27 protein-coding genes and 1 other annotated feature are annotated in these 25,085 nt (G+C 47.3%); all 27 genes read left to right on the forward strand.

Going from position 1 to position 25,085, the window contains the following annotated elements; all coding sequences use genetic code 11:
- Positions 1-170: 170 nt before the first annotated feature.
- The 27 genes from ACTTK6_RS12800 to rpsQ all read left to right on the forward strand — a co-directional run bounded on the left by ACTTK6_RS12800 (position 171) and on the right by rpsQ (position 25,068).
- On the forward strand, positions 171-998 hold the full coding sequence (locus ACTTK6_RS12800) for an MIP/aquaporin family protein (RefSeq protein ID WP_079475093.1): 828 nt from the start codon (positions 171-173) through the stop codon (positions 996-998).
- A 33-nt stretch (positions 999-1,031) separates the two neighbouring features.
- Positions 1,032-2,561 carry a glycerol kinase GlpK gene (gene glpK, locus ACTTK6_RS12805; protein ID WP_079475094.1) on the forward strand — a complete coding sequence of 510 codons (1,530 nt, stop codon included), beginning with the start codon at positions 1,032-1,034 and terminating at the stop codon, positions 2,559-2,561.
- 300 nt (positions 2,562-2,861) lie between these two features.
- Positions 2,862-3,059: a preprotein translocase subunit SecE gene (secE, locus tag ACTTK6_RS12810; RefSeq protein WP_462833611.1), complete on the forward strand. Its 198-nt coding sequence runs from the start codon at positions 2,862-2,864 to the stop codon at positions 3,057-3,059.
- Positions 3,060-3,114: 55 nt separating this feature from the next.
- Positions 3,115-3,648 (forward strand): transcription termination/antitermination protein NusG, encoded by a 534-nt coding sequence (nusG, locus tag ACTTK6_RS12815; protein WP_022794454.1) that lies wholly within the window; start codon positions 3,115-3,117, stop codon positions 3,646-3,648.
- Between the two features lie 178 nt (positions 3,649-3,826).
- Positions 3,827-4,252, forward strand: a complete 426-nt coding sequence (gene rplK, locus ACTTK6_RS12820) for a 50S ribosomal protein L11 (protein WP_079475095.1) — start codon at positions 3,827-3,829, stop codon at positions 4,250-4,252.
- 120 nt (positions 4,253-4,372) lie between these two features.
- Entirely contained in the window at positions 4,373-5,071 is a 699-nt protein-coding gene (rplA, locus tag ACTTK6_RS12825) for a 50S ribosomal protein L1 (protein WP_022794456.1), read from the forward strand.
- Between the two features lie 101 nt (positions 5,072-5,172).
- Positions 5,173-5,328 (forward strand) — a sequence feature (ribosomal protein L10 leader region).
- Positions 5,329-5,372: 44 nt separating this feature from the next.
- Positions 5,373-5,876 (forward strand): 50S ribosomal protein L10, encoded by a 504-nt coding sequence (rplJ, locus tag ACTTK6_RS12830; protein ID WP_462833612.1) that lies wholly within the window; start codon positions 5,373-5,375, stop codon positions 5,874-5,876.
- A 52-nt stretch (positions 5,877-5,928) separates the two neighbouring features.
- On the forward strand, positions 5,929-6,291 hold the full coding sequence (rplL, locus tag ACTTK6_RS12835; RefSeq protein WP_079475097.1) for a 50S ribosomal protein L7/L12: 363 nt from the start codon (positions 5,929-5,931) through the stop codon (positions 6,289-6,291).
- Positions 6,292-6,395: 104 nt separating this feature from the next.
- Positions 6,396-6,992, forward strand: coding sequence for a class I SAM-dependent methyltransferase (locus tag ACTTK6_RS12840; RefSeq protein WP_462833613.1), 597 nt, complete (start codon positions 6,396-6,398; stop codon positions 6,990-6,992).
- Between the two features lie 571 nt (positions 6,993-7,563).
- A complete protein-coding gene (gene rpoB / locus ACTTK6_RS12845) occupies positions 7,564-11,103 on the forward strand; it encodes a DNA-directed RNA polymerase subunit beta (RefSeq protein ID WP_079475099.1) in 3,540 nt (1,179 codons plus the stop codon).
- A gap of 121 nt (positions 11,104-11,224) precedes the next feature.
- On the forward strand, positions 11,225-14,842 hold the full coding sequence (gene rpoC / locus ACTTK6_RS12850) for a DNA-directed RNA polymerase subunit beta' (RefSeq protein ID WP_079475100.1): 3,618 nt from the start codon (positions 11,225-11,227) through the stop codon (positions 14,840-14,842).
- Between the two features lie 77 nt (positions 14,843-14,919).
- Positions 14,920-15,171 carry a 50S ribosomal protein L7ae-like protein gene (locus ACTTK6_RS12855; protein WP_079475101.1) on the forward strand — a complete coding sequence of 84 codons (252 nt, stop codon included), beginning with the start codon at positions 14,920-14,922 and terminating at the stop codon, positions 15,169-15,171.
- 118 nt (positions 15,172-15,289) lie between these two features.
- Positions 15,290-15,709 (forward strand): 30S ribosomal protein S12, encoded by a 420-nt coding sequence (gene rpsL / locus ACTTK6_RS12860; RefSeq protein WP_022794463.1) that lies wholly within the window; start codon positions 15,290-15,292, stop codon positions 15,707-15,709.
- A gap of 39 nt (positions 15,710-15,748) precedes the next feature.
- Positions 15,749-16,219 carry a 30S ribosomal protein S7 gene (gene rpsG, locus ACTTK6_RS12865; protein ID WP_079475102.1) on the forward strand — a complete coding sequence of 157 codons (471 nt, stop codon included), beginning with the start codon at positions 15,749-15,751 and terminating at the stop codon, positions 16,217-16,219.
- A 51-nt stretch (positions 16,220-16,270) separates the two neighbouring features.
- Positions 16,271-18,349, forward strand: coding sequence for an elongation factor G (gene fusA, locus ACTTK6_RS12870; RefSeq protein ID WP_079475103.1), 2,079 nt, complete (start codon positions 16,271-16,273; stop codon positions 18,347-18,349).
- Positions 18,350-18,479: 130 nt separating this feature from the next.
- Complete coding sequence (tuf, locus tag ACTTK6_RS12875; RefSeq protein ID WP_079475104.1) at positions 18,480-19,670, forward strand: elongation factor Tu; 1,191 nt, start codon at positions 18,480-18,482, stop codon at positions 19,668-19,670.
- A 314-nt stretch (positions 19,671-19,984) separates the two neighbouring features.
- Positions 19,985-20,296, forward strand: a complete 312-nt coding sequence (gene rpsJ, locus ACTTK6_RS12880; RefSeq protein WP_027847395.1) for a 30S ribosomal protein S10 — start codon at positions 19,985-19,987, stop codon at positions 20,294-20,296.
- Between the two features lie 43 nt (positions 20,297-20,339).
- Positions 20,340-20,981, forward strand: coding sequence for a 50S ribosomal protein L3 (gene rplC / locus ACTTK6_RS12885; protein ID WP_079475105.1), 642 nt, complete (start codon positions 20,340-20,342; stop codon positions 20,979-20,981).
- A gap of 18 nt (positions 20,982-20,999) precedes the next feature.
- Positions 21,000-21,623 carry a 50S ribosomal protein L4 gene (gene rplD, locus ACTTK6_RS12890; protein WP_079475106.1) on the forward strand — a complete coding sequence of 208 codons (624 nt, stop codon included), beginning with the start codon at positions 21,000-21,002 and terminating at the stop codon, positions 21,621-21,623.
- Positions 21,623-21,910 carry a 50S ribosomal protein L23 gene (gene rplW / locus ACTTK6_RS12895; protein WP_079475107.1) on the forward strand — a complete coding sequence of 96 codons (288 nt, stop codon included), beginning with the start codon at positions 21,623-21,625 and terminating at the stop codon, positions 21,908-21,910. The genes rplD and rplW overlap by 1 nt, the downstream gene beginning before the upstream one ends.
- Positions 21,911-21,942: 32 nt before the next feature.
- The gene (gene rplB, locus ACTTK6_RS12900; RefSeq protein ID WP_079475108.1) at positions 21,943-22,782 is read left to right on the forward strand and encodes a 50S ribosomal protein L2; all 840 of its coding nucleotides are present in this window, start codon (positions 21,943-21,945) and stop codon (positions 22,780-22,782) included.
- A gap of 60 nt (positions 22,783-22,842) precedes the next feature.
- Positions 22,843-23,121 carry a 30S ribosomal protein S19 gene (gene rpsS, locus ACTTK6_RS12905; RefSeq protein ID WP_079475109.1) on the forward strand — a complete coding sequence of 93 codons (279 nt, stop codon included), beginning with the start codon at positions 22,843-22,845 and terminating at the stop codon, positions 23,119-23,121.
- Positions 23,122-23,144: 23 nt separating this feature from the next.
- Positions 23,145-23,486, forward strand: coding sequence for a 50S ribosomal protein L22 (rplV, locus tag ACTTK6_RS12910; RefSeq protein WP_022794473.1), 342 nt, complete (start codon positions 23,145-23,147; stop codon positions 23,484-23,486).
- A gap of 3 nt (positions 23,487-23,489) precedes the next feature.
- Positions 23,490-24,149 (forward strand): 30S ribosomal protein S3, encoded by a 660-nt coding sequence (gene rpsC, locus ACTTK6_RS12915; RefSeq protein ID WP_079475110.1) that lies wholly within the window; start codon positions 23,490-23,492, stop codon positions 24,147-24,149.
- A 1-nt stretch (position 24,150) separates the two neighbouring features.
- Positions 24,151-24,585, forward strand: a complete 435-nt coding sequence (gene rplP, locus ACTTK6_RS12920; RefSeq protein ID WP_079475111.1) for a 50S ribosomal protein L16 — start codon at positions 24,151-24,153, stop codon at positions 24,583-24,585.
- Complete coding sequence (rpmC, locus tag ACTTK6_RS12925; RefSeq protein ID WP_079475112.1) at positions 24,575-24,778, forward strand: 50S ribosomal protein L29; 204 nt, start codon at positions 24,575-24,577, stop codon at positions 24,776-24,778. Before rplP ends, rpmC begins: the two co-directional genes overlap by 11 nt.
- Positions 24,779-24,801: 23 nt before the next feature.
- Complete coding sequence (gene rpsQ, locus ACTTK6_RS12930) at positions 24,802-25,068, forward strand: 30S ribosomal protein S17 (protein ID WP_079475113.1); 267 nt, start codon at positions 24,802-24,804, stop codon at positions 25,066-25,068.
- The last annotated feature ends 17 nt before the right edge of the window (positions 25,069-25,085 follow it).

The raw sequence follows: 25,085 nt of genomic DNA on the forward strand, positions 1-25,085 counted from the left end.
CTGGTTACTTCCGAGGATTCATGCTACTTTTTATCCGTTGTTATGAAAGCGTTTTTCTGGAAAGTGACCAGGATTAAAGGTCTGGGTCTTGTGGCGCCGTAACAAATAATAAGACGAACCGCCTAACGTTATGACGATAAGTAAGCTTTAATAAAAAAGGAGGAAGAAGAATGTCTGTTTATTTAGCGGAGCTTATCGGTACGATGATTCTTATTATCTTTGGCGGCGGCGTAGTCGCAAACGTAAGTCTGAATAAATCCAAAGCTCAGGGTGCTGGCTGGATCGTTGTAGCACTTGGCTGGGGGTTTGCAGTGGCAATGGCCATCTATGCAGTAGGACAGTTCTCCGGGGCGCACATTAATCCGGCGGTAACGCTTGGCCTCGCTTCTGTTGGAGAGTTTGCGTGGGCACAGGTCCCGGGCTACATTATTGCTCAATTAATTGGTGCTGCATTAGGTGGCGTGGTAGTTTATCTTCACTTTCTCGGTCACTGGAAGGAAACAGAGGATTCGAATACAAAGCTTGGAGTGTTTTCGACCGACCCTGCTGTTCCGAACCGGTTTAACAATTTCCTGAGCGAGTTTATCGGTACAGCTGTTCTTGTCGGAGGTATTTTAGGTATTGGGGCCAACCAGTTCACAGAAGGATTAAATCCGCTGATTGTCGGCTTTCTGATTCTCGCTATCGGCCTCTCTCTTGGTGGTACCACAGGATATGCCATCAACCCGGCCCGTGACCTTGGTCCTCGTATCGCACATGCGCTGCTGCCAATTCCGGGTAAAAGAGATTCCAACTGGTCCTATGCCTGGATCCCGGTAGTAGCCCCGGCTGCCGGTGGCGTGTTCGGTGCGATGGTTTACCGTTCATTCTTCTTGGGAGAAGGCGCAATGGCATTAATGATTTACTCGGTTGTCGTAGCCGTTTTCCTTGGAAGTTTGTACTACATGGGCAAACGCTCTGCGAAATCGATCATGTCCAACCCTGAAGTGAAAAACTAATACAACTTATATATGAAAAAGGAGATGAAGCGGATGGAGAAGAAATACATTCTAGCAATTGATCAGGGAACAACGAGCTCGCGTGCCATTATTTTTAACAAAGAAGGAGAAATAGTAGGCACGGCGCAGAGAGAGTTTAAGCAGTACTTTCCGAAGTCTGGCTGGGTAGAGCACAACGCCCAGGAAATTTGGACATCTGTACTAGCGGTGCTTGCAGAAGTGCTTGGGGAAAATGATATCCAGGCTGAAGAAATTAACGCAATTGGGATCACAAATCAGCGTGAGACAGCGGTTGTATGGGATAAACACACCGGGCGTCCTGTCTATAATGCAATTGTATGGCAGTCCCGCCAGACAATGGATATATGCAACGAGCTAAACGAGCAGGGATACGGGGAAATGTTCCGAAATAAAACCGGTCTTCTGATTGACGCGTACTTCTCGGGAACGAAAGTAAAGTGGATACTTGATAATGTAGAAGGCGCGCGGGAAAAAGCAGACAATGGAGATCTTCTATTTGGCACCATCGATACGTGGCTGATCTGGAAGCTCTCTGGGGGAAAAGCGCATGTAACGGACTATACGAACGCCGGGCGGACGCTTATGTACAACATTTATGATCTGCAGTGGGATGATGAGCTGCTTGACGTCCTTACCGTACCGAAGAGCATGCTTCCGGAAGTGCGTTCTTCTTCCGAGGTATATGCCAATACAGTAGATTACCACTTCTTCGGCCAGGAAGTTCCGATTGCAGGGGTAGCGGGAGACCAGCACGCTGCCCTGTTCGGCCAGGCCTGCTTTGAAAAAGGGATGGCAAAGAACACGTATGGCACCGGCTGCTTTATGCTGATGCATACTGGAGATAAGCCAGTGCCATCAAATAACGGACTCCTGACTACAATTGCCTGGGGAATTGACGGCAAGGTTGAATACGCTCTTGAAGGAAGCATTTTCGTAGCCGGCTCGGCTATTCAGTGGCTCCGGGATGGCCTGCGTATGTTTACAAACTCGCCGGACAGCCAGAAATACGCTGAGCGTGTAGATGATACGAACGGTGTGTATTTTGTACCGGCCTTCGTAGGACTTGGAGCCCCTTACTGGGATAGTGAAGCGCGCGGAGCCATCTTTGGCCTGAGCCGTGGAACGGAAAAAGAGCATTTTGTACGGGCAACGCTGGAGTCGCTTGCGTACCAGACAAAAGACGTGCTCGGAGCAATGGAAACGGATTCGGGTATTGAAGTGAAGTCTCTTCGTGTTGACGGCGGAGCGGTTTCAAATGATTTTCTGATGCAGTTCCAAAGTGATATTGTCGGCGTTCCTGTAGAGCGTCCGGCTGTGATTGAAACAACTGCGATGGGCGCAGCTTATTTAGCGGGGATCGCCACTGGCTTCTGGAGCAGTAAAGAAGAAGTGAAAAAGCAGTGGAAAAAAGAAAAGCAATTTGAGCCGCAGATTAATGAAGATACAAGAACAGAATTGTACGACGGCTGGAAAGAAGCGGTGGATGCCACAAGGGCATTCAAGCCGGGAAAAAAGAAAACCACAGCCCAGTCAGCTAATTAAAAATCATGAAAGGACCGGTGCTCCTCAGGGGCGCCGGTTTTTATATGCCTGTTAATTTCTCCTTGATTATAGCGCAGAAGTTGTTTATGATTGATATTGGTAGAAATATATGTGCGCCTAAAGCAAACAGACCGCAGAGCCCTTAGGAGCGGCTGTTTTTTTAATGGTTGAAAACAAGCGGGACGGAAGAAGCCTGATGATACATGTGATACAGAAACAGATGCAGATACATTGTTCTTCATATGAGACTTCATACTAATAATTTTATGACCGTTAACACCGGTTGATGGAGGTGGCTGCATGGCTGGGGGTACGAAAAAAAGCCCTTTCCGCTTTCTCAAAGAAGTAGGACAGGAAATGAAGCGTGTTACATGGCCGACACGCAAAGAGCTAACGAAATATACAATTGTCACGGTGCTGACTGTCATCTTTTTTGTTATCTATTTTGCCGTTATCGATTTAGGGCTTTCTGAGCTTGTTCGTATATTTTTGGAGTAGCAACGGTTGAACGTTTGGAATAAAGGAGGGAAGGGGCTTAGTTCCCACTCTAGATATGGAAAAAAGCTGGTATGTAGTCCATACTTATTCGGGCTATGAAAACAAAGTAAAAACGAACCTGGAAAAACGGGTGGAATCCATGGGGATGACGGATAAAATTTTCCGTGTACTGGTGCCGGTGGAAGAAGAAACGGAAACCAAAAACGGAAAAAGCAAGACAGTCTCCAAAAAGGTTTTCCCCGGGTATGTCATCGTTGAAATGGTAATGACAGATGACTCCTGGTACGTAGTCCGCAACACCCCGGGAGTAACTGGGTTTATCGGCTCTACGGGAGCTGGCTCGAAGCCAACGCCGCTTTTGCCGGACGAAGTAGATACCATTCTCGGCCAAATGGGCGAGAAAGAACCGAAGGCTGAAGTTGATTTTGAACTTAAAGAAGCGGTGAAGGTAACTGAAGGGCCGTTTGCCGACTTCACGGGAACGGTGGAAGAAATCAATGCCGAGAAACAGAAGGTCAAAGTTTATGTAAATATGTTCGGCCGCGAAACTCCGGTTGAGCTGGAATTTACCCAAGTAGAAAAAATATAGGTCCGGCTTGTATTTTCTCTTTCTCATGAATTGACCATTGCTTATTTTGGTTTCAGGTGATAAAATCATCCTGTTTGGTATTGAAAGATATCATAGCCTAAAGCACATGGTGTTTTAGAATGAGTGGGAGGATGCATTGTATCCGGCTACCACATCACGGACGAAGGAGGTGTGTCGCGTGGCTAAAAGAGTCGAGAAGGTTGTTAAACTTCAAATTCCGGCTGGTAAAGCGAACCCGGCACCACCGGTAGGCCCAGCGCTTGGTCAAGCCGGTGTGAATATCATGGGATTCTGTAAAGAATTCAACGCTCGTACACAAGAGCAGACAGGAACAATCATTCCTGTAGAAATCAGTGTCTATGAAGACCGTTCGTTCACTTTTATTACGAAAACTCCGCCAGCCCCTGTACTTCTTAAAGAAGCAGCAGGCATTAAAGGCGGTTCCGGTGAGCCTAACCGTAACAAAGTTGGTTCAGTAACCCGGGATCAGGTTCGTGAAATTGCTGAGACGAAAATGCAGGATTTAAACGCATCTGACGTTGAATCAGCAATGCGTATGGTTGAAGGAACAGCCCGCAGCATGGGCTTAAACGTTGAAGACTAATTGAAAGATTTGCCTTGCTGAAGGTTGTGTGGACGCCTCTGACGCTTTTGCCGAAGGGACGGCTCGCAACCTTTACTAGTGGGAGGTCTTACCGTTAAACCACAACAAGGAGGAAAAACAATGCCTAAAAGAGGTAAAAAATACCGCGAGGCGGCGCAGCTCATCGACCAGGAGCAGCAGTACAATGCTGAAGAGGCGATTGAGCTTGCGAAGAAAACATCGATCGTAAATTTTGATGCAACGGTAGAAGTAGCGTTTCGTCTTGGAATTGACCCGCGTAAAAACGATCAGCAGATCCGTGGCGCGATCGTCCTTCCAAACGGAACAGGAAAAAGCCAGCGCGTGCTCGTTTTTGCTAAAGGCGAAAAAGCTCAGGAAGCAGAAGCGGCCGGCGCTGATTATGTAGGAGAAGAAGATCTGGTGAACCGTGTGCAGCAAGGATGGTTTGACTTTGATGCAGTAGTAGCCACTCCGGACATGATGGCCCAGGTAGGTAAATTGGGCCGTACCCTTGGACCGAAAGGCCTTATGCCTAATCCAAAAACCGGTACGGTGACAATGGACGTTACAAAAGCTGTTGAAGAAATTAAAGCAGGTAAAGTGGAATACCGTGTCGATAAGTCCGGTAATATCCATGCGCCAATTGGCAAAGTATCTTTTGATACTGCAAGCCTGGTGGAAAACTTCAACACAGTTGCCGACGCGCTTCAAAAAGCAAAGCCGGCAGCAGCTAAAGGAACGTACATGAGAGGCGTTGCTGTAACGACTTCCATGGGTCCTGGCGTGAAAGTAAGCACTTCTTCGTTAAAATTCGCATAAATTAAACAGCAATATTTTTGTTTGCCGGCAGCGCCCGGGTGATCTTGAAAAAGCTCTTGACCCGGACGCTGCTTCCATTTATACTAAATGACGGATCAGCCAACAATTTTATATTGTTGCCGCAGACAGCAGGAGTGCACTGCACTTAAATTATCCTGCCGAGGTACCATTCCTATACATTGGACGCCTTAGAGCGTTTTACGGGAGTAGTGTCTTCGTGTCTGCTAATTTAGACAGGAAGATTTTTTAATGTCTGCGGTCGCGGACGGCAAACAATAAAGAATGGCAGGAGGTGGAACGGATGAGCAAAGTTATCGAACAAAAACAGGCGGTTGTTGATGAAATCGCAGCAAAGCTGAAAGACAGCGTGTCGACCGTATTGGTAGACTATCGCGGCCTGGACGTGTCGGAAATTACGGAATTACGTGCGCAGCTTCGTGAAGCAGACGTTGATTTCAAAGTGTATAAAAACACAATGGCGCGTCGTGCGGCAGAAGACGTGAATCTGAAAGACGAGTTGAACGAATACCTGGTAGGCCCTACAGCTATTGCAACAAGCACAGAGGACGCAGTAGCACCGGCAAAAGTATTGTACAATTTCGCTAAAGATCACGAAGCGCTGGAGATTAAAACGGGTGTCATTGAAGGCAGCGTTGTTTCCCAGGAGCAGATCAAGGAATTGGCAAGCCTTCCATCCCACGATGGACTTGTGGCTATGCTGCTTAGCGTTATGCAGGCGCCAATCCGTAACTTCGCACTGGCTACAAAAGCAGTGGCAGAGCAAAAAGAAGAAGAGAGCGCCTAATAATTTAGGGTTTTTGACAGGTTAAACATTAATACTAAGAGGAGGATTATCCATGAGTAATCAAGAAATGATTGATGCAATTAAGGAAATGTCCGTTCTGGAATTGAACGAATTAGTAAAAGCAATTGAAGAAGAATTCGGCGTAACAGCAGCTGCACCAGTAGCAGCTGGCGGTGGCGGCGGTGAAGTCGTTGAGGAAGAGCAAACAGAATTCGACGTAGTACTCGAAAGCGCTGGTTCTTCTAAAATCAACGTCATCAAAGTTGTCCGTGAAATTACCGGTCTTGGCTTGAAAGAAGCTAAAGCACTAGTAGACGGAGCACCTGAAACATTAAAAGAAGGCGTATCTAAAGAAGACGCTGAAGAAATGAAAGGTCAACTCGAAGAAGCAGGCGCTTCTATCGAATTGAAGTAAGGGTTCGATCAACTCATCCGCACAGCTGCGGATGAGTTTTTTGTTGCAATAAATGTCTGGATCCTGCTATGATAATATTCCAATAATTAGAACGGAGCGATGCTATGAGCGGTGAACAATATTTTCATGCAAGTCCAAGTGCGGCAAGTGATGAAAAAGTTATCCACGCAAAGCTTAGGGGCAGAGACTGCTCATTCGTGACAGACAGCGGAGTCTTCTCGAAACAAACAGTGGATTTTGGTACAGAAACGCTGCTCGAAGCCTTTGAATGGCCGGATGTAGATGGAGACATTGTAGACATTGGCTGCGGTTACGGTGTAGTGGGAGTAACTCTTGCTAAGGAAACGGCCCGAAATGTGCTGCTTTTTGACATCAATCAACGCGCGGTAGAATTGGCAAAAAGAAACATTCAGCGGCATCAGGCTGAAAATGCCGAAGCCGCAGAAAGCGATCTATTCAATGCCTATGAAGGCGGGGCAGCAGCGATTTTGACAAACCCACCTATCAGAGCTGGAAAGAAAGTGGTGCACCAGCTGTTCGAGGAAGCTTTTGAAGCATTGAGGCCGGGTGGTGAATGTTGGATTGTCATCCAGAAAAAGCAGGGGGCTCCTTCAGCGAAAGAAAAACTTAACGAACTGTTTCCGGTTGTGAAAAATGTAAAAAAAAATAAAGGATATTATATTTTCCGTGCGCGTAAATAAACAGCACCATCAGAAGTTGACGGTGCTGTTTTGATATGGTATTATAATTTAATGCGTATAAGTATCCATTAGTACCAAACTACATGCAATATTCTACTTATTAAATCAGGTGATACCGTAAGAAGTATCATCCATTTCTTTTCTATATGCCACTTCACGGCTGAGCTGGATTACGGTTGCAGCAAGCTTATCCATTAAAATGAGAACGTTTGTGCTTTTGATTCCTTCTTATTCTAACACATTCGAATAAGAAATGGGAGAATCGATCGTAATAAGTATTAGGAAAAACAATTTCATTTAAGATGAACAACATGAGTCAGGGAGAAGCGGTCATCGTTCTCAAGCTGGCTATTCGGTTTGTGAAAAAATTACATCGACGGCGTTTGTGTACGCGGACTGTTCTCTGTGTTCTGATACGCTGAAGAATTCATCAGAGCAGAAAGAGCCGTCCGTCTACACGACGACGCGTCTCTGCATTTATCACTATTTAGCTATATTACCGATAATTGCCTTGGAAAAACGCTTGTTTTAAAACGAGCGGATATCATGCGAGATTTGAGGGGTGAATCTGTTGTCAAGTCAACTTATTCAATTTGGACGTCACCGCCAGCGGAGAAGCTATGCCCGAATCAATGAAGTATTGGACCTTCCCAACCTCATTGAGATTCAGACGGCTTCTTATCAATGGTTTCTAGATGAAGGGATTCGCGAAATGTTTCAGGACATCTCGCCGATTGAAGATTTTACCGGAAACTTGGTGCTAGAATTCATCGATTACAATTTGGGAGAACCAAAATATCCAATCGATGAATCAAAAGAACGCGATGCCACATACTCTGCACCACTTCGCGTCAAGGTCCGCCTGATGAACAAGGAGACTGGCGAAGTAAAAGAGCAGGAAGTATTTATGGGCGATTTCCCGCTTATGACCGACACAGGTACATTTGTAATAAACGGGGCTGAGCGTGTTATCGTATCCCAGCTCGTACGTTCACCAAGCGTATATTTTAACAATAAAGTAGACAAAAACGGCAAGCGTGGCTACACTGCGACTGTTATTCCGAATCGCGGTGCATGGCTCGAGCTTGAAACAGATGCGAAAGACGTCGTTCACGTTCGTATTGACCGTACCCGGAAAATCCCGGTTACCGTGCTTCTTCGCGCACTTGGCTTTGGTTCCGACCAAGAGATTATCGATCTTTTGGGCGAAGATCAATACCTGCGGAATACGCTCGAAAAAGACAATACTGAAGGCAGCGAAAAAGCCCTTCTCGAAATTTATGAACGTCTCCGCCCTGGGGAACCGCCAACGGTGGATAGCGCGAAAAGCTTATTAAACACGCGCTTTTTTGATCCGAAACGGTATGATCTCGCAAATGTCGGACGTTATAAAATGAATAAAAAGCTCCATATCCAAAATCGTTTATTCAATCAGCGTTTAGCAGAAACGCTTGCTGATCCAGAAACGGGAGAAGTCATTGCTGAGGCTGGCACGATGCTCGACCGCCGGGCCCTGGACCGTCTCATGCCGTATCTGGAAAATAACCTTGGATTTAAACGGTACACCGTTTCCGGTGGAGTGGTGGAAGATGCAGATTTGGACGTACAATCTATTAAGATTTATGCAGATGACGGTCAAGGCGAAGACCGTGAAATTAACGTAATCAGTAATGGGAACATTGATCTTGAAACGAAGAATATTACGCCTGAAGACATGATTGCTTCGGTAAACTATTTCTTCAACCTTCTTCACGGCGTCGGCCGGACTGATGACATTGACCATTTGGGTAATCGTCGTCTCCGTTCTGTCGGGGAACTGCTTCAAAATCAGTTCCGTATCGGACTTTCCCGTATGGAACGTGTGGTACGTGAGCGCATGTCTATCCAGGACCCAAGCTCCATCACGCCGCAGGCGCTTATCAATATTCGTCCGGTAATCGCTTCTATTAAAGAGTTCTTTGGCAGCTCGCAGCTGTCCCAGTTTATGGACCAGACAAATCCTTTGGCTGAACTGACGCACAAACGCCGTCTGTCAGCGCTCGGACCGGGCGGACTGACCCGTGAACGTGCCGGTTTTGAAGTCCGTGACGTGCACTACTCCCACTACGGGCGTATGTGCCCGATTGAAACGCCGGAAGGACCGAACATCGGCCTGATTAACTCTTTATCAAGCTACGCCAAGGTAAATAAGTTCGGCTTTATCGAAACAGCTTACCGCCGTGTAGACCCGGATACGGGAGTAGTCACCGAGCAGTGTGATTATCTTACTGCTGATGAAGAAGATAACTACGTAGTCGCTCAGGCGAACGCTTCACTTGCTGAAGACGGCACGTTTGCCGACGATGAAGTTATCGCCCGTTTCCGAGGAGACAACACCATCGTGCCGAAAGAAAAAATCGACTATATGGACGTTTCACCGAAGCAGGCAGTTTCTGCTGCAACGGCGTGTATTCCATTCCTCGAAAATGACGACTCCAACCGGGCATTGATGGGAGCGAACATGCAGCGTCAGGCAGTGCCGCTTCTTGAGCCGGAAGCTCCTCTTGTAGGTACCGGCATGGAATACGTTTCAGCAAAGGATTCAGGGGCCGCCATCATCGCCCGTCACAAAGGCGTAGTTGAGCGGGCATCCGCACGTGAAATCTGGATCCGCCGCATTGAAGATGTGGACGGAGAAGAAGTAGAAACAGATATCGATAAATATCGTATGATGAAATACGTTCGTTCCAACCAGGGAACAAGCTATAACCAGCGTCCGATCGTTAAAGACGGGGACCGTATAGAAAAAGGCGAAGTCCTTGCAGACGGTCCATCGATGGATAACGGGGAAATGGCATTGGGGCGTAACGTCTTAACTGCCTTTATGACCTGGGACGGCTATAACTATGAAGACGCCGTTATCCTGAGTGAACGGGTAGTAAAAGACGATGTCTACACTTCCATTCACGTAGATGAATACGAGTCAGAAGCCCGCGATACCAAGCTCGGACCGGAGGAAATCACCCGCGATATTCCAAACGTTGGGGAAGAAGCGCTGAAGGACCTCGATGACCGCGGTATTATCCGCGTCGGGGCGGAAGTGAAGGATGGCGACATTCTTGTCGGGAAAGTAACGCCGAAAGGCATGACAGAGCTTTCCGCAGAAGAGCGCCTGCTTCATGCGATCTTCGGGGAAAAAGCCCGCGAAGTACGGGACACTTCGCTTCGTGTTCCACACGGGGCAGACGGCATTGTACTCGACGTAAAAATCTTTAACCGTGAAGACGGAGATGAACTTCCACCGGGAGTGAATCAGCTTGTCCGGGTATATCTCGTGCAGAAGCGTAAGATTCATGAAGGGGATAAAATGGCCGGTCGTCACGGAAACAAAGGTGTTATTTCTCGTATTCTTCCAGAGGAAGATATGCCTTACCTGCCGGACGGAACACCGATTGATCTTATGCTGAACCCTCTCGGGGTGCCTTCGCGTATGAATATCGGACAGGTGCTTGAAATGCACCTGGGCATGGCGGCCCGTTCCCTGAACCTTCACATGGCAACACCGGTATTTGACGGTGCCCGTGAAGAAGATGTTTGGGAAACGATTCAGGAAGCCGGTCTCGCCCGGGACGGAAAGACCGTATTGTATGACGGGCGTACAGGGGAAACCTTTGACAACCGTATTTCAGTCGGGGTCATGTATATGATCAAACTGGCCCACATGGTGGACGACAAGCTTCACGCCCGTTCAACCGGACCTTACTCTCTTGTTACCCAGCAGCCGCTTGGTGGTAAAGCGCAGTTCGGCGGCCAGCGTTTCGGGGAAATGGAAGTATGGGCTCTTGAAGCGTACGGAGCAGCTTATACGCTGCAGGAAATTCTTACGGTGAAATCCGACGACGTTGTCGGCCGTGTGAAAACGTACGAAGCGATTGTTAAAGGGGAAAATGTGCCGGAGCCTGGCGTTCCCGAGTCATTTAAAGTTCTGATTAAAGAGCTTCAAAGCCTTGGCATGGACGTGAAAATGCTTTCGAGCAATGAAGAGGAAATCGAAATGAAAGAGCTCGATGATGAAGATGAACAACCCGGAGATAACTTGAATCTTAGAATCGAGTCCACGGAAAACGCATAAGGTCTCATCGGTAAAACGGAGAAGACGGGGTGTCTAATTAAAAGCTATATGGCTTTTGTAGGCACCTCTTGTCCCTCTTTCAGCCATGCCACCTTTAAAGATTGAAAGGGAGGTCGACCTCTTGATAGACGTCAATAACTTTGAATATATGAAAATTGGACTTGCCTCTCCGGAAAAAATTCGTTCCTGGACACACGGTGAAGTGAAAAAGCCAGAAACGATTAACTACCGGACGTTAAAACCGGAAAAAGACGGGCTGTTCTGTGAGCGTATTTTTGGTCCGACAAAAGACTGGGAATGCCACTGCGGTAAATACAAGCGTATTCGCTATAAAGGCGTAGTCTGCGACAGGTGCGGGGTAGAAGTCACTCGTTCAAAAGTGCGCCGGGAACGCATGGGCCATATTGAACTTGCAGCCCCTGTATCTCACATTTGGTACTTTAAAGGTATCCCAAGCCGTATGGGACTGGTCCTTGATATGTCCCCGCGTTCGCTCGAAGAAGTTATTTACTTTGCTTCCTATACAGTAACGGAGCCGGGGGAAACGCCGCTTGAATACAAGCAGCTGCTTTCCGAAAGAGAATACCGGGCATATTACGATAAGTACGGCAAAACCTTCTCCGCTCAGATGGGTGCAGAAGCCATTCGCAAGCTTCTTCAGGATATTGATCTTGAAAAAGAAGTGCACGGCTTAAAAGGCGAACTTGAAACAGCGCAGGGCCAACGCCGTACTCGGGCGATCAAGCGCCTGGAAGTGCTTGAAGCGTTCCGTCACTCCGGCAACCATCCAGCATGGATGATCCTTGACGTTCTCCCGGTTGTTCCTCCGGAAATTCGTCCAATGGTTCAGTTGGACGGCGGCCGGTTTGCCACGTCTGATCTGAACGATCTGTACCGTCGCGTTATCAACCGGAACAATCGTTTGAAACGCCTTCTTGATCTGGGAGCACCGAGCATCATTGTGCAAAACGAAAAGCGTATGCTTCAGGAAGCTGTCGATGCTTTAATTGACAACGGCCGCCGCGGCCGTCCGGTCACAGGTCCAGGCAACCGCCCGCTAAAATCTCTTTCTCATATGCTGAAAGGGAAACAGGGCCGGTTCCGTCAGAACCTTCTCGGCAAACGTGTCGACTATTCCGGCCGTTCGGTTATTGTGGTTGGACCGAGCCTGAAAATGTATCAGTGCGGACTTCCAAAAGAAATGGCGCTTGAGCTGTTCAAGCCATTTGTAATGAAAGAGCTCGTAAACCGAAGCCTCGCTCACAACATTAAAAGTGCGAAACGGAAAGTAGAGCGTGTGCATCCGGAAGTCTGGGATGTGCTTGAGGACGTTATCCGTGAACATCCAGTTCTTTTGAACCGTGCACCGACGCTTCACCGTCTCGGTATTCAGGCATTCGAACCGACGCTGGTTGAGGGTCGTGCCATTAAGCTCCACCCGCTCGTTTGTACAGCGTACAACGCCGACTTTGACGGGGACCAGATGGCTGTGCACGTTCCGCTTTCAGCAGAAGCGCAGGCAGAAGCCCGCGTGCTTATGCTTGCAGCGCAGAATATCTTGAACCCTAAGGATGGTAAACCAGTTGTTACACCATCCCAGGACATGGTACTTGGAAACTACTACCTGACGCTTGAGCGTGAAAACGCCATGGGTGAAGGCTCTATCTTTAACGATATAAAAGAAGTGCTCACTGCTTATCAAAATGGCTATGTGCACCTGCATACCCGTATTGCTTTGCCGGTTCGTGCGTTAAATAAAACTAACTTCAGTGAAGAAGAGATGAGTAAGCTCGTCTTAACGACACCAGGAAAGCTTATATTTAATGAAATTCTTCCAACGTCCTTCCCTTACGTGAACGAGCCGACAGCATTGAACCTGGAAGAAGAGCTTCCGGAAAAATATGTAGTGCCAAGCACGACAGATGTTAAAGAAGAATTTAAAAACCGAGAACTCATTCCGCCGTTTAAAAAAGGCTTTTTGGGTGACATCATTGCAGCGGTGTTTAAAAACTTCCAGATTATCGAAACATCGAAAATGCTTGACCGCATGAAGGATCTCGGTTTCCATTACTCTACAAAAGCAGGGATTACGGTTGGGATTTCCGACATTGTTGTACTTCCGGACAAGCAGGACGTACTAGAGGATTCTGAAGAACAGGTCTCGAAGGTAATGAAGCAATTCCGGCGCGGTTTGATTACCGAAGAGGAACGCTATGACAAAATTATCAGCATCTGGGGCGGCGCTAAGGATGTTATCCAGGACAAGCTTATGGGTACGCTTGATATACGGAACCCTATATTTATGATGAGTGACTCTGGTGCGCGTGGTAACGCCTCGAACTTCACGCAGCTTGCTGGAATGCGCGGACTGATGGCCAATCCATCCGGGCGCATCATCGAACTCCCGATCAAATCAAGTTTCCGTGAGGGGCTGACGGTGCTTGAATACTTTATTTCCACGCACGGTGCCCGTAAAGGTCTGGCCGACACAGCGCTTAAAACTGCCGATTCGGGTTATCTGACCCGTCGTCTTGTGGACGTGGCCCAGGACGTTATCATCCGTGAAGACGACTGCGGCACTGACCGCGGGCTTTCGGTAGCGACGCTCCGTGAAGGTAATGAAATCATTGAAAAACTTCAGGACCGCCTGATCGGCCGGGTAGCCTTTGAAACAGTTCGCCATCCTGAAACAGACGAAGTATTGGCTCAAAAGGGCGAGCTTCTAAATGAAGATTCGGCCCGTATTATCGAAGAAGCCGGCGTCGAAAAAGTTGTTATCCGCTCTGTCTTTACGTGCGATACGCACCACGGCGTCTGCAAAAAATGCTACGGCCGTAATCTTGCTACAGGAGCCGACGTTGAAGTGGGCGAAGCAGTAGGGATCATTGCTGCCCAGTCTATCGGTGAGCCGGGCACACAGCTTACCATGCGTACGTTCCATACAGGCGGCGTAGCCGGGGACGACATCACCCAGGGTCTTCCTCGTATTCAGGAGCTTGTTGAAGCCCGTAATCCTAAAGGGCAGGCTGTCATTTCTGAACTCTCCGGCGAAATTGTCGATGTGAAAGATCTGACGGATAAGAAAGAAGTGACGGTGCAGGGACCGCTTGAAAGCCGTTCCTACACTACTCCATATGGCGCCCGTCTCCGGGTGGGAGTAGGCGACCAAGTGGAAGTAGGGCAGGCTCTTACAGAAGGTTCTATCGATCCGAAAGAGCTGTTGAAAGTAACCGGGCTCGACCAGGTGCAGCAGTATCTTCTGAAAGAAGTGCAGAAGGTATACAGCATGCAGGGCGTGGAAATTGGCGACAAGCATATCGAAGTGATGGTTCGTCAAATGTTCCGTAAAATCCGGATTACCGACTCTGGTAATACAGATGCTCTGCCTGGCAGTCTGGTAGAGGTGCATGCGTTTGAAAAAGCTAATCGCGAAGCACTTCAAAAACACCATCAGCCAGCCGTTGGCCAGCCGGTCATTCTTGGTATTACGAAAGCATCGCTTGAAACGGATTCCTTCCTTTCAGCTGCTTCGTTCCAGGAAACCACAAGAATTCTTACGGACGCGGCAATTCGTGGCAAGCGCGACGAGCTGTTAGGCTTAAAAGAGAACGTTATTATCGGGAAATTAGTTCCAGCGGGTACCGGTATGCAGCGTTACCGCAGCCTCGAACAGGTTGTCCCGGAAGAAGCTGTGCAGGAAATGCAGGAATCAGGCGAAGAAGTATATTCGTCGGAATGAAATAGTGTTGACATCGCAAAAACGCGGTGATATGCTATCTAAGGTGCGTTAAGCTCCTGTGCTTTGGAGGATGAATGATGTCTTATGAAAAAGTAACACAGGCTGACGAAGTTTTAATTGGAACTAAACAAACGCTTAAAGCGATTGAACATGGCACAGCTTCCGAAATCATTGTGGCAGCAGATGCAGCTGTAGAAATTCAGCAGCGTATTCTTAAAGCGGCAAATGAAAGCAGTGTTTCCATCCAGTTTGTCGATTCGATGAAAAAACTTGGAAAAGCTTGCGGAATTGATGTAGGAGCGGCTACGATCGCTTTAAAAAAGCAATAACGAGTTTTTGCTGGTGGGGTTTTCGGACCTCATTGGCAAAAACTTTCATTTTGCTTATCAATGAACCACCTGGAACGGTGGTCTTGAAATAACTTAGTCGGAAAGGAGGAAAACAACTATGCCAACTATTAATCAGCTGGTTCGTAAAGGCCGTCAGATGAAGACTAAAAAGACTGATTCTCCGGCGTTGAACCGAGGTTACAATAGCTTGCGTAAAGTCCCAACAGATCAAAATGCTCCGCAAAAACGTGGTGTATGTACTCGTGTAGGCACACTTACCCCGAAGAAGCCAAACTCGGCTCTTCGTAAGTATGCACGTGTTCGCCTAACTAACCAAATCGAGGTTACAGCATACATTCCTGGTATTGGCCACAATCTCCAGGAGCACAGTGTAGTATTGATCCGTGGAGGCCGTGTTAAGGACCTTCCTGGTGTGCGTTATCACGTTGTTCGTGGCGCCCTTGATACTGCCGGCGTACAAAACCGCATGCAAAGCCGTTCCAAATACGGAACTAAGCGCGGGAAGAAAAAGAAATAATAACAGCTAATTCATAATATAAAGAAAGGAGGAGGATTTATGTCTCGTAAAGGACCAGCACCACGCCGTGATGTTCTGCCTGATCCTATTTATAACTCCAAGCTTGTTACTCGTATGATCAACCGTGTAATGAATGATGGTAAAAAAGGAAAAGCGCAAAATATCCTATACAGAGCATTTAACCTCGTACAGGAGCGTTCCGGTCAGGATCCGATGGAAGTTTTCGATCAGGCCATGAAAAACGTTATGCCTGTATTGGAAGTAAAAGCCCGCCGCGTAGGGGGAGCTAACTATCAAGTACCAATCGAAGTTAAACCAGACCGTCGTACCACTCTGGCACTTCGTTGGATCGTAAGCTACGCCCGTCTTCGTGGAGAGAAAACCATGGAAGAGCGTCTTGCAAATGAAATTCTTGATGCTTCCAACAACACAGGATCTGCTGTTAAGCGTCGTGAAGATACTCATCGTATGGCTGAAGCAAACAAAGCGTTTGCTCACTACCGCTGGTAAGCAATACTGCGGAAAATACTACTTTGATGAATGGAAGGAGAAAGAAAGTCCATGGCACGTGAATTCTCCTTGGAAAAGACCCGTAATATCGGGATCATGGCTCACATTGATGCTGGGAAAACAACAGCAACAGAGCGTATCCTTTATTACACGGGTCGTATCCATAAAATTGGTGAAACCCATGAAGGTGCTTCTCAAATGGACTGGATGTCGCAGGAACAAGAGCGTGGTATTACTATTACCTCCGCTGCGACGACAGCCCAATGGAAAAATCACCGCATCAATATTATCGACACTCCAGGTCACGTAGACTTCACCGTAGAGGTGGAACGTTCCCTGCGTGTGCTTGACGGAGCTGTTGCGGTATTGGATGCTCAGTCTGGCGTGGAGCCGCAGACAGAAACTGTATGGCGCCAGGCGACTACTTACCATGTTCCACGTATTGTTTTTGTTAACAAGATGGACAAGGTAGGGGCGGATTTCGTTTATTCCTTGAGCACACTGACAGAACGTCTCGGAGCGAATGCTCAGGCAATTCAGCTTCCGATCGGTGCTGAAGATGATTTTGAAGGAATTATTGATTTAATCGAGATGCAGGCTTACTACTACCTCGATGATCTTGGAACCCGTGCGGAAGCCCGTGAAATACCGGAAGAATATCAGGCTCAAGCGCAGGAATACCGCCAGAAGCTGGTAGAAGCTGTATCCGAGCTTGATGAAGAGCTTATGATGAAATACCTTGAAGAGGAAGAAATTACAAATGAAGAACTCAAGCTGGCTATCCGTAAAGGAACGCTGAACGTTGAGTTTTATCCAGTACTTTGTGGTTCTGCCTTTAAAAACAAAGGTGTGCAGCTCATGATCGACGCTGTGCTCGATTATCTTCCATCTCCATTGGATGTTCCTGCAATTAAAGGGAAATATCCGGATTCGGAAGAAGAGGAAGAGCGCCCGGCAGACGACAACGGAAAATTCTCTGCGCTGGCATTTAAAGTGGCCACAGACCCTTATGTCGGCAAGTTGACTTTCTTCCGTGTATACTCGGGTACACTCACTTCCGGCTCGTACGTCAGAAACTCCACCAAGGACAAACGTGAACGCGTGGGCCGTATTCTTCAAATGCACGCAAACTCCCGTGAAGAAATTTCAACGGTATATGCCGGTGATATTGCAGCGGGTGTCGGCTTGAAGGATACGAGCACCGGGGACACATTGGTGGCAGAGAAAGACAACATCGTGCTTGAATCGATGGACTTCCCGGAACCGGTTATTTCCTTGTCTGTTGAGCCGAAGTCGAAGGCGGACCATGATAAAATGAGTATCGCCCTCGGAAAGCTTGCAGAAGAGGATCCTACTTTCCAGACGGAAACAGACGAAGAAACCGGACAAACGATCATCAAAGGTATGGGTGAGCTTCACCTTGATATCATCGTTGACCGTTTAAAACGGGAATTCAAAGTAGAAGCGACCGTAGGTGCCCCTCAGGTATCCTATCGTGAAACAATCCGCCAGGAAGCTAACTGCGAAGGTAAATTCGTACGTCAGTCCGGTGGTCGCGGGCAGTACGGACACGTTTGGGTCAAATTTGAGCCAAACGAAGAAGGCGCCGGCTTTGAATTTGTAAACAAAATTGTCGGTGGTGTGGTACCTCGTGAATACGTACCTTCCGTGCAGGCCGGTATTGAAGATTCTCTTCAAAGCGGCATGCTCGCCGGTTATCCGGTAATCGACGTAAAAGCTACTCTATTTGATGGTTCCTACCACGATGTCGACTCTAACGAGATGGCATTTAAGGTAGCAGCTTCCATGGCTCTGCGTGAAGCAAAGCAAAAATGTAAGCCGGTACTGCTGGAACCATTGATGAAAGTAGATATCGTGGTTCCAGAAGAATACATGGGCGACGTGATGGGCGATGTAACATCCCGCCGTGGCCGTGTGGACGGTATGGAAGCACGAGGCAATTCTCAGGTTATCCGGTCGTTCGTACCGCTTGCTGAGATGTTTGGCTACGCCACGACTCTTCGTTCCAACACGCAGGGCCGCGGAACGTATTCCATGTTCTTCGATCATTACGAAGAAGTGCCAAAAAGTGTTTCTGAAGATGTTATCAAGCAGGCAACAGGACAGTAAAAATCCGGCAGCTTGATGATTGTATGCACGACCGATTTATTGTAAGCTAAGGTAGGGCGTTTACTGATAGCAGCGCCCGCCTGGCTGCTATACAACATTAATTACCTGAAATAAAGGGAGGACAATTATAATGGCAAAAGAAAAATTTGACCGTTCGAAAACGCATGCGAACATTGGTACTATCGGTCACGTTGACCATGGTAAAACAACTTTGACTGCTGCGATCACAACAGTACTTCACAAAAAATATTCCCGCGGAACGGCTATGGCTTATGACGCAATCGACGGTGCACCTGAAGAGCGTGAGCGTGGGATTACGATCTCTACTGCACACGTAGAGTACGAAACTGATTCCCGTCACTATGCACACGTAGACTGCCCAGGTCACGCGGACTATGTTAAAAACATGATCACCGGTGCAGCTCAAATGGACGGAGCGATTCTCGTTGTTTCCGCAGCTGACGGCCCAATGCCTCAGACTCGTGAGCACATCCTGCTTTCCCGTCAGGTTGGTGTACCATCCATCGTTGTTTTCTTAAACAAAGTTGACATGGTAGACGATGAAGAGCTTCTCGAACTCGTTGAAATGGAAGTTCGTGACCTCTTGTCTGAATATGACTTCCCTGGCGACGATGTACCAATCATCAGCGGTTCTGCTCTGAAAGCCCTTGAAGGCGATCAAGAGTACGAAAACAAAATTCTTGAACTGATGGAAGCTGTAGACAACTACATTCCAACTCCAGACCGCGACAAAGACAAGCCATTCATGATGCCTGTAGAGGACGTATTCTCTATTACAGGCCGTGGTACAGTTGCAACTGGCCGTGTTGAACGTGGCGTTCTTAACGTTGGGGATGAAATTGAAATCATCGGTATCGATGAAGACTCCCGTAAATCCACGGTTACTGGTGTGGAAATGTTCCGTAAGCTTCTTGACTATGCAGAAGCTGGCGACAACATTGGCGCGCTTCTCCGCGGTGTGTCCCGTGATGACATCAAACGTGGCCAAGTTCTTGCAAAGCCAGGTTCGATTACTCCACACACTAACTTCAAAGCAGAAGTTTATGTACTTTCCAAAGACGAAGGTGGACGTCATACTCCATTCTTCTCTAACTATCGCCCGCAGTTCTACTTCCGTACGACGGACGTAACTGGCATCATCCAGCTGCCTGAAGGCGTTGAAATGGTAATGCCTGGCGATAACGTAGAAATGACAGTTGAGCTTATCAACCCAATCGCTATCGAAGAAGGAACCAAGTTCTCTATTCGTGAAGGCGGCCGTACAGTTGGCGCCGGCGTTGTTTCTACCATTCAAAAATAATCACCGGTTATTCTCCCCTAATGCTGAAAAGCATTAGGGGTTTTTTATTTCTTCTATATAAATACTCTGAAAGCTGAAAAAGAAAAAGGGGGAGGCCGGAAAAGATTTTTTGAAAAAACCCTTGCGTAAAAGGCGAACGATCACTATAATAGATGAAGTGTGACCATGGGAGACATAGAAATACTTCTATATTCATCCACGGTCAGGCGATGATGCGGAAGGTTGCTGACACACCCGGGTCCATTGCCATGATCAGGTGTGAGGAAATTTTCGCGGAGTATGTCTGTAAAATCGGACGAGAAGGAGGGCTTTTAATGGCAGCTAATGAAAAAATTCGTATTCGTTTAAAAGCGTATGATCACAGAGTGTTGGATCAATCCGCTGAAAAGATTGTAGACACGGCAAAACGTTCTGGTGCAGGTGTTTCTGGACCGATTCCATTGCCAACAGAGAAATCTGTTTATACAATCCTTCGTGCTACGCACAAATTTAAAGATGCTCGTGAGCAATTTGAAATGCGTACACATAAACGTTTAATCGACATTTTGACGCCAACGCCGCAAACGGTAGATTCGCTTATGCGTTTAGATTTACCGTCAGGTGTAGATATCGAAATCAAATTATAATAACAAATATATGAAAACTAAAATTTATTAGGAGGTGTGACTCATGGCCAAAGGAATCTTGGGTAAAAAACTCGGCATGACGCAATTGTTTAAAGAAAACGGCGAACTGCTTCCAGTTACGGTCATTGAAGCAGAACCAAACGTTGTGCTTCAAAAGAAAACTACTGAGTCCGATGGATACGAAGCTATTCAGCTAGGTTTCCACGACAAAAAAGAAGCACGCGCAATCAAACCGGAAAAAGGACATGCTGAGAAAGCAAATACGACCCCCAAGCGCTTCGTTAGAGAAATCCGCGGGACAAACCCAGAGGATTACGAGGTTGGTCAAGAGGTCAGTGTAGCAACATTTGCAGAAGGAGACATCGTAGACGTCACAGGAAAATCCAAAGGGAAAGGCTTCCAGGGCGCCATTAAGCGCCACAACCAATCCCGCGGACCAATGACGCACGGCTCCCGTTTCCACCGTGCCCCAGGTGCTATGGGTGTTATCGACCCTAACCACGTATTGAAAGGCAAAAAGCTCCCTGGACGTATGGGTAACAACACAGTTACTGTACAAAATCTGGAGATTGTTAAAGTAGATACCGAACGTAACGTACTTTTAGTTAAGGGCAACGTTCCTGGTGCGAAACGCAGTTATGTAACAGTACAAAACGCTGTAAAAGCAAACACTGAAAAAGCATAATAGAAAGGAGGGCGCAAGATGCCAACAGTAGATTTACTAAACCAAACCGGTTCCCGCGTAGGAGATATCGAACTGGCAGACACTGTATTCGGTATTGAACCAAATGAGCATGTTCTGTATGACGCAGTAATCATGCAGCAAGCATCGTTACGACAAGGAACGCACAAGGTAAAAAATCGTTCCGAACGTCGCGGCGGCGGACGCAAGCCGTGGCGCCAAAAAGGCACAGGCCGGGCCCGCCAAGGTTCCATCCGTTCCCCGCAATGGGTGAAAGGTGGTATCGTATTCGGGCCGACGCCAAGATCCTACGGCTATAAACTTCCAAAGAAAGTTCGCCGTCTGGCTATCAAATCAGCACTCGCAAGCAAAGCACAGGAAAATGACCTTGTCGTGCTTGATGAGCTGAAATTTGAGGCTCCAAAAACGAAAGAGATGGTTAAAGTACTTTCTTCTCTTTCCATTGATACCAAGGTATTGATTGTTACCGGCGACGACGATGAAACCGTCGGATTGTCCGCGCGCAATCTTCCTAATGTAACATTCCTCACGGCAGGCAGTTTAAACGTCCTAGACGTTGTTAAACATGACAAATTGGTTATTACACAGGACGCCGTGAAGAAAGTAGAGGAGGTGTTCGCATAATGGAAGCACGTGACGTGATTAAAAAACCCGTTATTACAGAACGCTCCGCTGACTTGATGGATGAAAAGAAATACACGTTTGAAGTAGACGTGAAAGCTAATAAATTCCAAATCAAAAACGCGGTTGAAGAAATCTTTGATGTTCAGGTAGAACAGGTAAATACAATGAACAAAAAAGGTAAATTCCGTCGTTTTGGCCGTCATGAAGGTTATAAACCAAACCGTAAAAAAGCGATCGTGACGCTTACAGCTGATAGCGAAGATATTGAATTCTTCGAAGGTGCTTAATTAACAAATAGATACGAAGGAGGGAAATGAGCATGGCTATTCAAAAGTATAAACCGACCACAAACGGCCGCCGTCACATGTCGGTAAACAAGCACAGCGAAGTCACTTCAGAAACACCAGAGCGTTCGCTGCTTGAGCCGCTTCACAAAAAAGGCGGCCGTAATAACCAGGGTCGTATGACCAGTCGTCACCAGGGCGGCGGGCATAAACGTCAATACCGCGTTATTGACTTTAAACGTAATAAAAATGACGTACCAGGTAAAGTTGCTGAAATCGAGTATGATCCAAACCGTTCAGCAAATATTGCGCTTATCAACTACGTTGATGGCGAAAAACGGTACATCCTTGCTCCAAAAGGGCTGAAAATCGGCCAGGAAATCATGGCTGGTTCGAATGCAGATATTAAACTTGGTAACGCACTTGATCTCCGTGATATCCCAGTTGGTACTGTTATTCACAACATCGAATTGAAGCCGGGCCGCGGCGGACAGCTCGTTCGTTCTGCTGGTGCTGAAGCACAGGTTCTCGGTAAAGAAGGTAAGTACGTACTTGTGCGTCTTCGTTCCGGAGAAACTCGCTTAATCCTTGCTTCCTGCCGCGCAACTGTCGGCCAGGTTGGCAACGTAGAGCATGAACTGGTGAACATCGGTAAAGCCGGTCGTTCCCGTTGGTTAAACAAACGTCCACACGTTCGTGGTTCCGCAATGAACCCTAGCGATCACCCACACGGTGGTGGTGAAGGCCGTGCACCAATCGGACGCGTTGCACCTGTATCCCCTTGGGGTCAGCCAGCAGTTGGCTATAAAACAAGAAAACGCAATAAAGATTCTAATAAATATATCGTACGGGGCCGTCGCCGTAAGAAAAAATAATAAAAAGATGAAGCTGCGGTTCTCCGGAATCGCAGGTTAATCGCGAAAGGAGGTTCTCTCATGGGTCGTAGTTTAAAAAAAGGACCTTTCGTCGACTTGCACTTGATGAATAAAATCGAGAGACTGAACGAATCGGACAATAAAGAAGTTATTCGTACCTGGTCGCGCCGTTCCACAGTATTTCCGGAATTTGTCGGCCACACGATTGCAGTGTACGACGGACGCAAGCACGTACCTGTTTATGTATCTGAAGATATGGTAGGCCATAAACTTGGTGAATTCGCACCAACGAGAACATTTAAAGGCCATAAAAATGACGATAGAAAAACGAAAAGATAAGACCTGAGGGGAGGTAAAGAAACATGGAAGCAAAAGCAGTAGCAAAGCAGATCCGTATCGCCCCCCGCAAGGCTCGTCTTGTGATAGACCTAGTCCGGGGAAGATCCGTCGGAGAAGCTATTGCCATCCTTAAGAACACGCCAAAATCGGCGTCTCCGATTGTTGAGAAAGTTATTAACTCTGCCATCGCCAACGCAGAGCACAACTATGAGATGGAACCAGAAAATCTTTACATCAGCCAAGCATTCGTAGACGAAGGAGTAACACTCAAACGTTTCCGCCCACGGGCAATGGGACGCGCAAGCCGCATTAACAAACGTACGAGCCACATTACTGTAATCGTCGAAGAAAAAAAGGAGGGATAACGCGTGGGACAAAAAGTTAATCCTATCGGACTTCGTGTTGGAGTCATCCGTGATTGGGAATCGAAATGGTATTCGGAAAAAGAATACGCGAATTTGCTTCATGAAGACTACAGAGTACGCCGCCACATCGAAACGAAGCTCGTGGACGCTTCAATTTCCACAGTAGAAATTGAACGTGCGGCAAACCGTGTAAACATTACGATCCACACTGCGAAACCAGGCATGGTTATCGGCCGTGGAGGTTCAGAAGTAGAGTCGCTTCGTAAAGAATTGAATAACTTGACTGGCAAGCGAGTACACATTAACATCGCAGAAGTAAAACAGGCAGATATGGATGCCCGTCTCGTAGCGGCAAACATTGCCCGCCAGCTTGAAAACCGCATTTCTTTCCGTCGTGCTATGAAACAATCCATTCAGCGTACGATGCGCGCAGGAGCAAAAGGGATCCGTACAGAAGTAAATGGACGCTTAGGCGGCGCTGACATCGCCCGCTCTGAAAGATACAGTGAAGGAACAGTACCTCTCCATACGTTGCGTGCTGACATTGATTACGGCACTGCAGAAGCAGACACAACGTACGGTAAACTAGGTGTGAAAATCTGGATTTATCGCGGAGAAGTCCTTCCAACGAAAGGAACGAATCAAGAGGAAGGAGGCAAATAATATGTTATTGCCAAAACGCGTAAAATATCGTCGCGAACACCGTGGCAAAATGAGAGGCCGTGCAAAAGGCGGCAAAGAGATCACTTTTGGTGAATACGGACTGCAGGCAGTCGAAGCTTCCTGGATTACGAACCGCCAGATTGAATCTGCACGTATTGCTATGACCCGTTATATGAAACGTGGCGGTAAAGTCTGGATTAAAATTTTCCCGGATAAGCCATACACAGCTAAACCCCTTGAAGTCCGCATGGGTTCCGGTAAAGGTTCTCCTGAAGGCTGGGTAGCAGTTGTAAAACCAGGGAAAATCATGTTTGAAATTGCCGGGGTTAACGAAGAGGTTGCCCGTGAGGCATTGAGACTTGCAGCTCACAAGTTACCGGTCAAAACGAAATTTGTGAAACGCGAAGAAGTGGGTGGTGAGGCAAATGAGAGCTAATGAATTGAGAGATCTAACCACAACTGAAATCGAAGATCAGACGAAAAGCCTGAAAGAAGAACTTTTTAACCTTCGTTTTCAATTAGCAACCGGTCAGTTGGAAAATCCCGCCCGCATCCGTACCGTAAGAAAAGATATTGCACGTGCCAAAACCGTTTTGCGTGAACGTGAACTCGGGATGAACAAAGGCTAAAAGGAAAAGGAGGTTAAACCAATATGGCTGAAGAACGTAACAACCGTAAGGTTTATAACGGTCGCGTGACATCCGATAAAATGGATAAAACGATTGCCGTTGTTGTTGAAACGTATAAAAAAGACCCGTTGTACGGCAAACGTGTCAGAGACTCCAAAAAGTTTAAAGCCCACGATGAAGAAAACATTGCAAAAGTTGGCGATATCGTCCAAATCATGGAAACCCGCCCATTGTCGAAAGACAAGCGTTTTCGTCTCGTGAAAGTAATAGAAGAATCAGTTATTCTTTAAATCGTTTTTAAAGAAAG

The sequence above is a fragment of the Marinococcus salis genome, assembly GCF_054971365.1.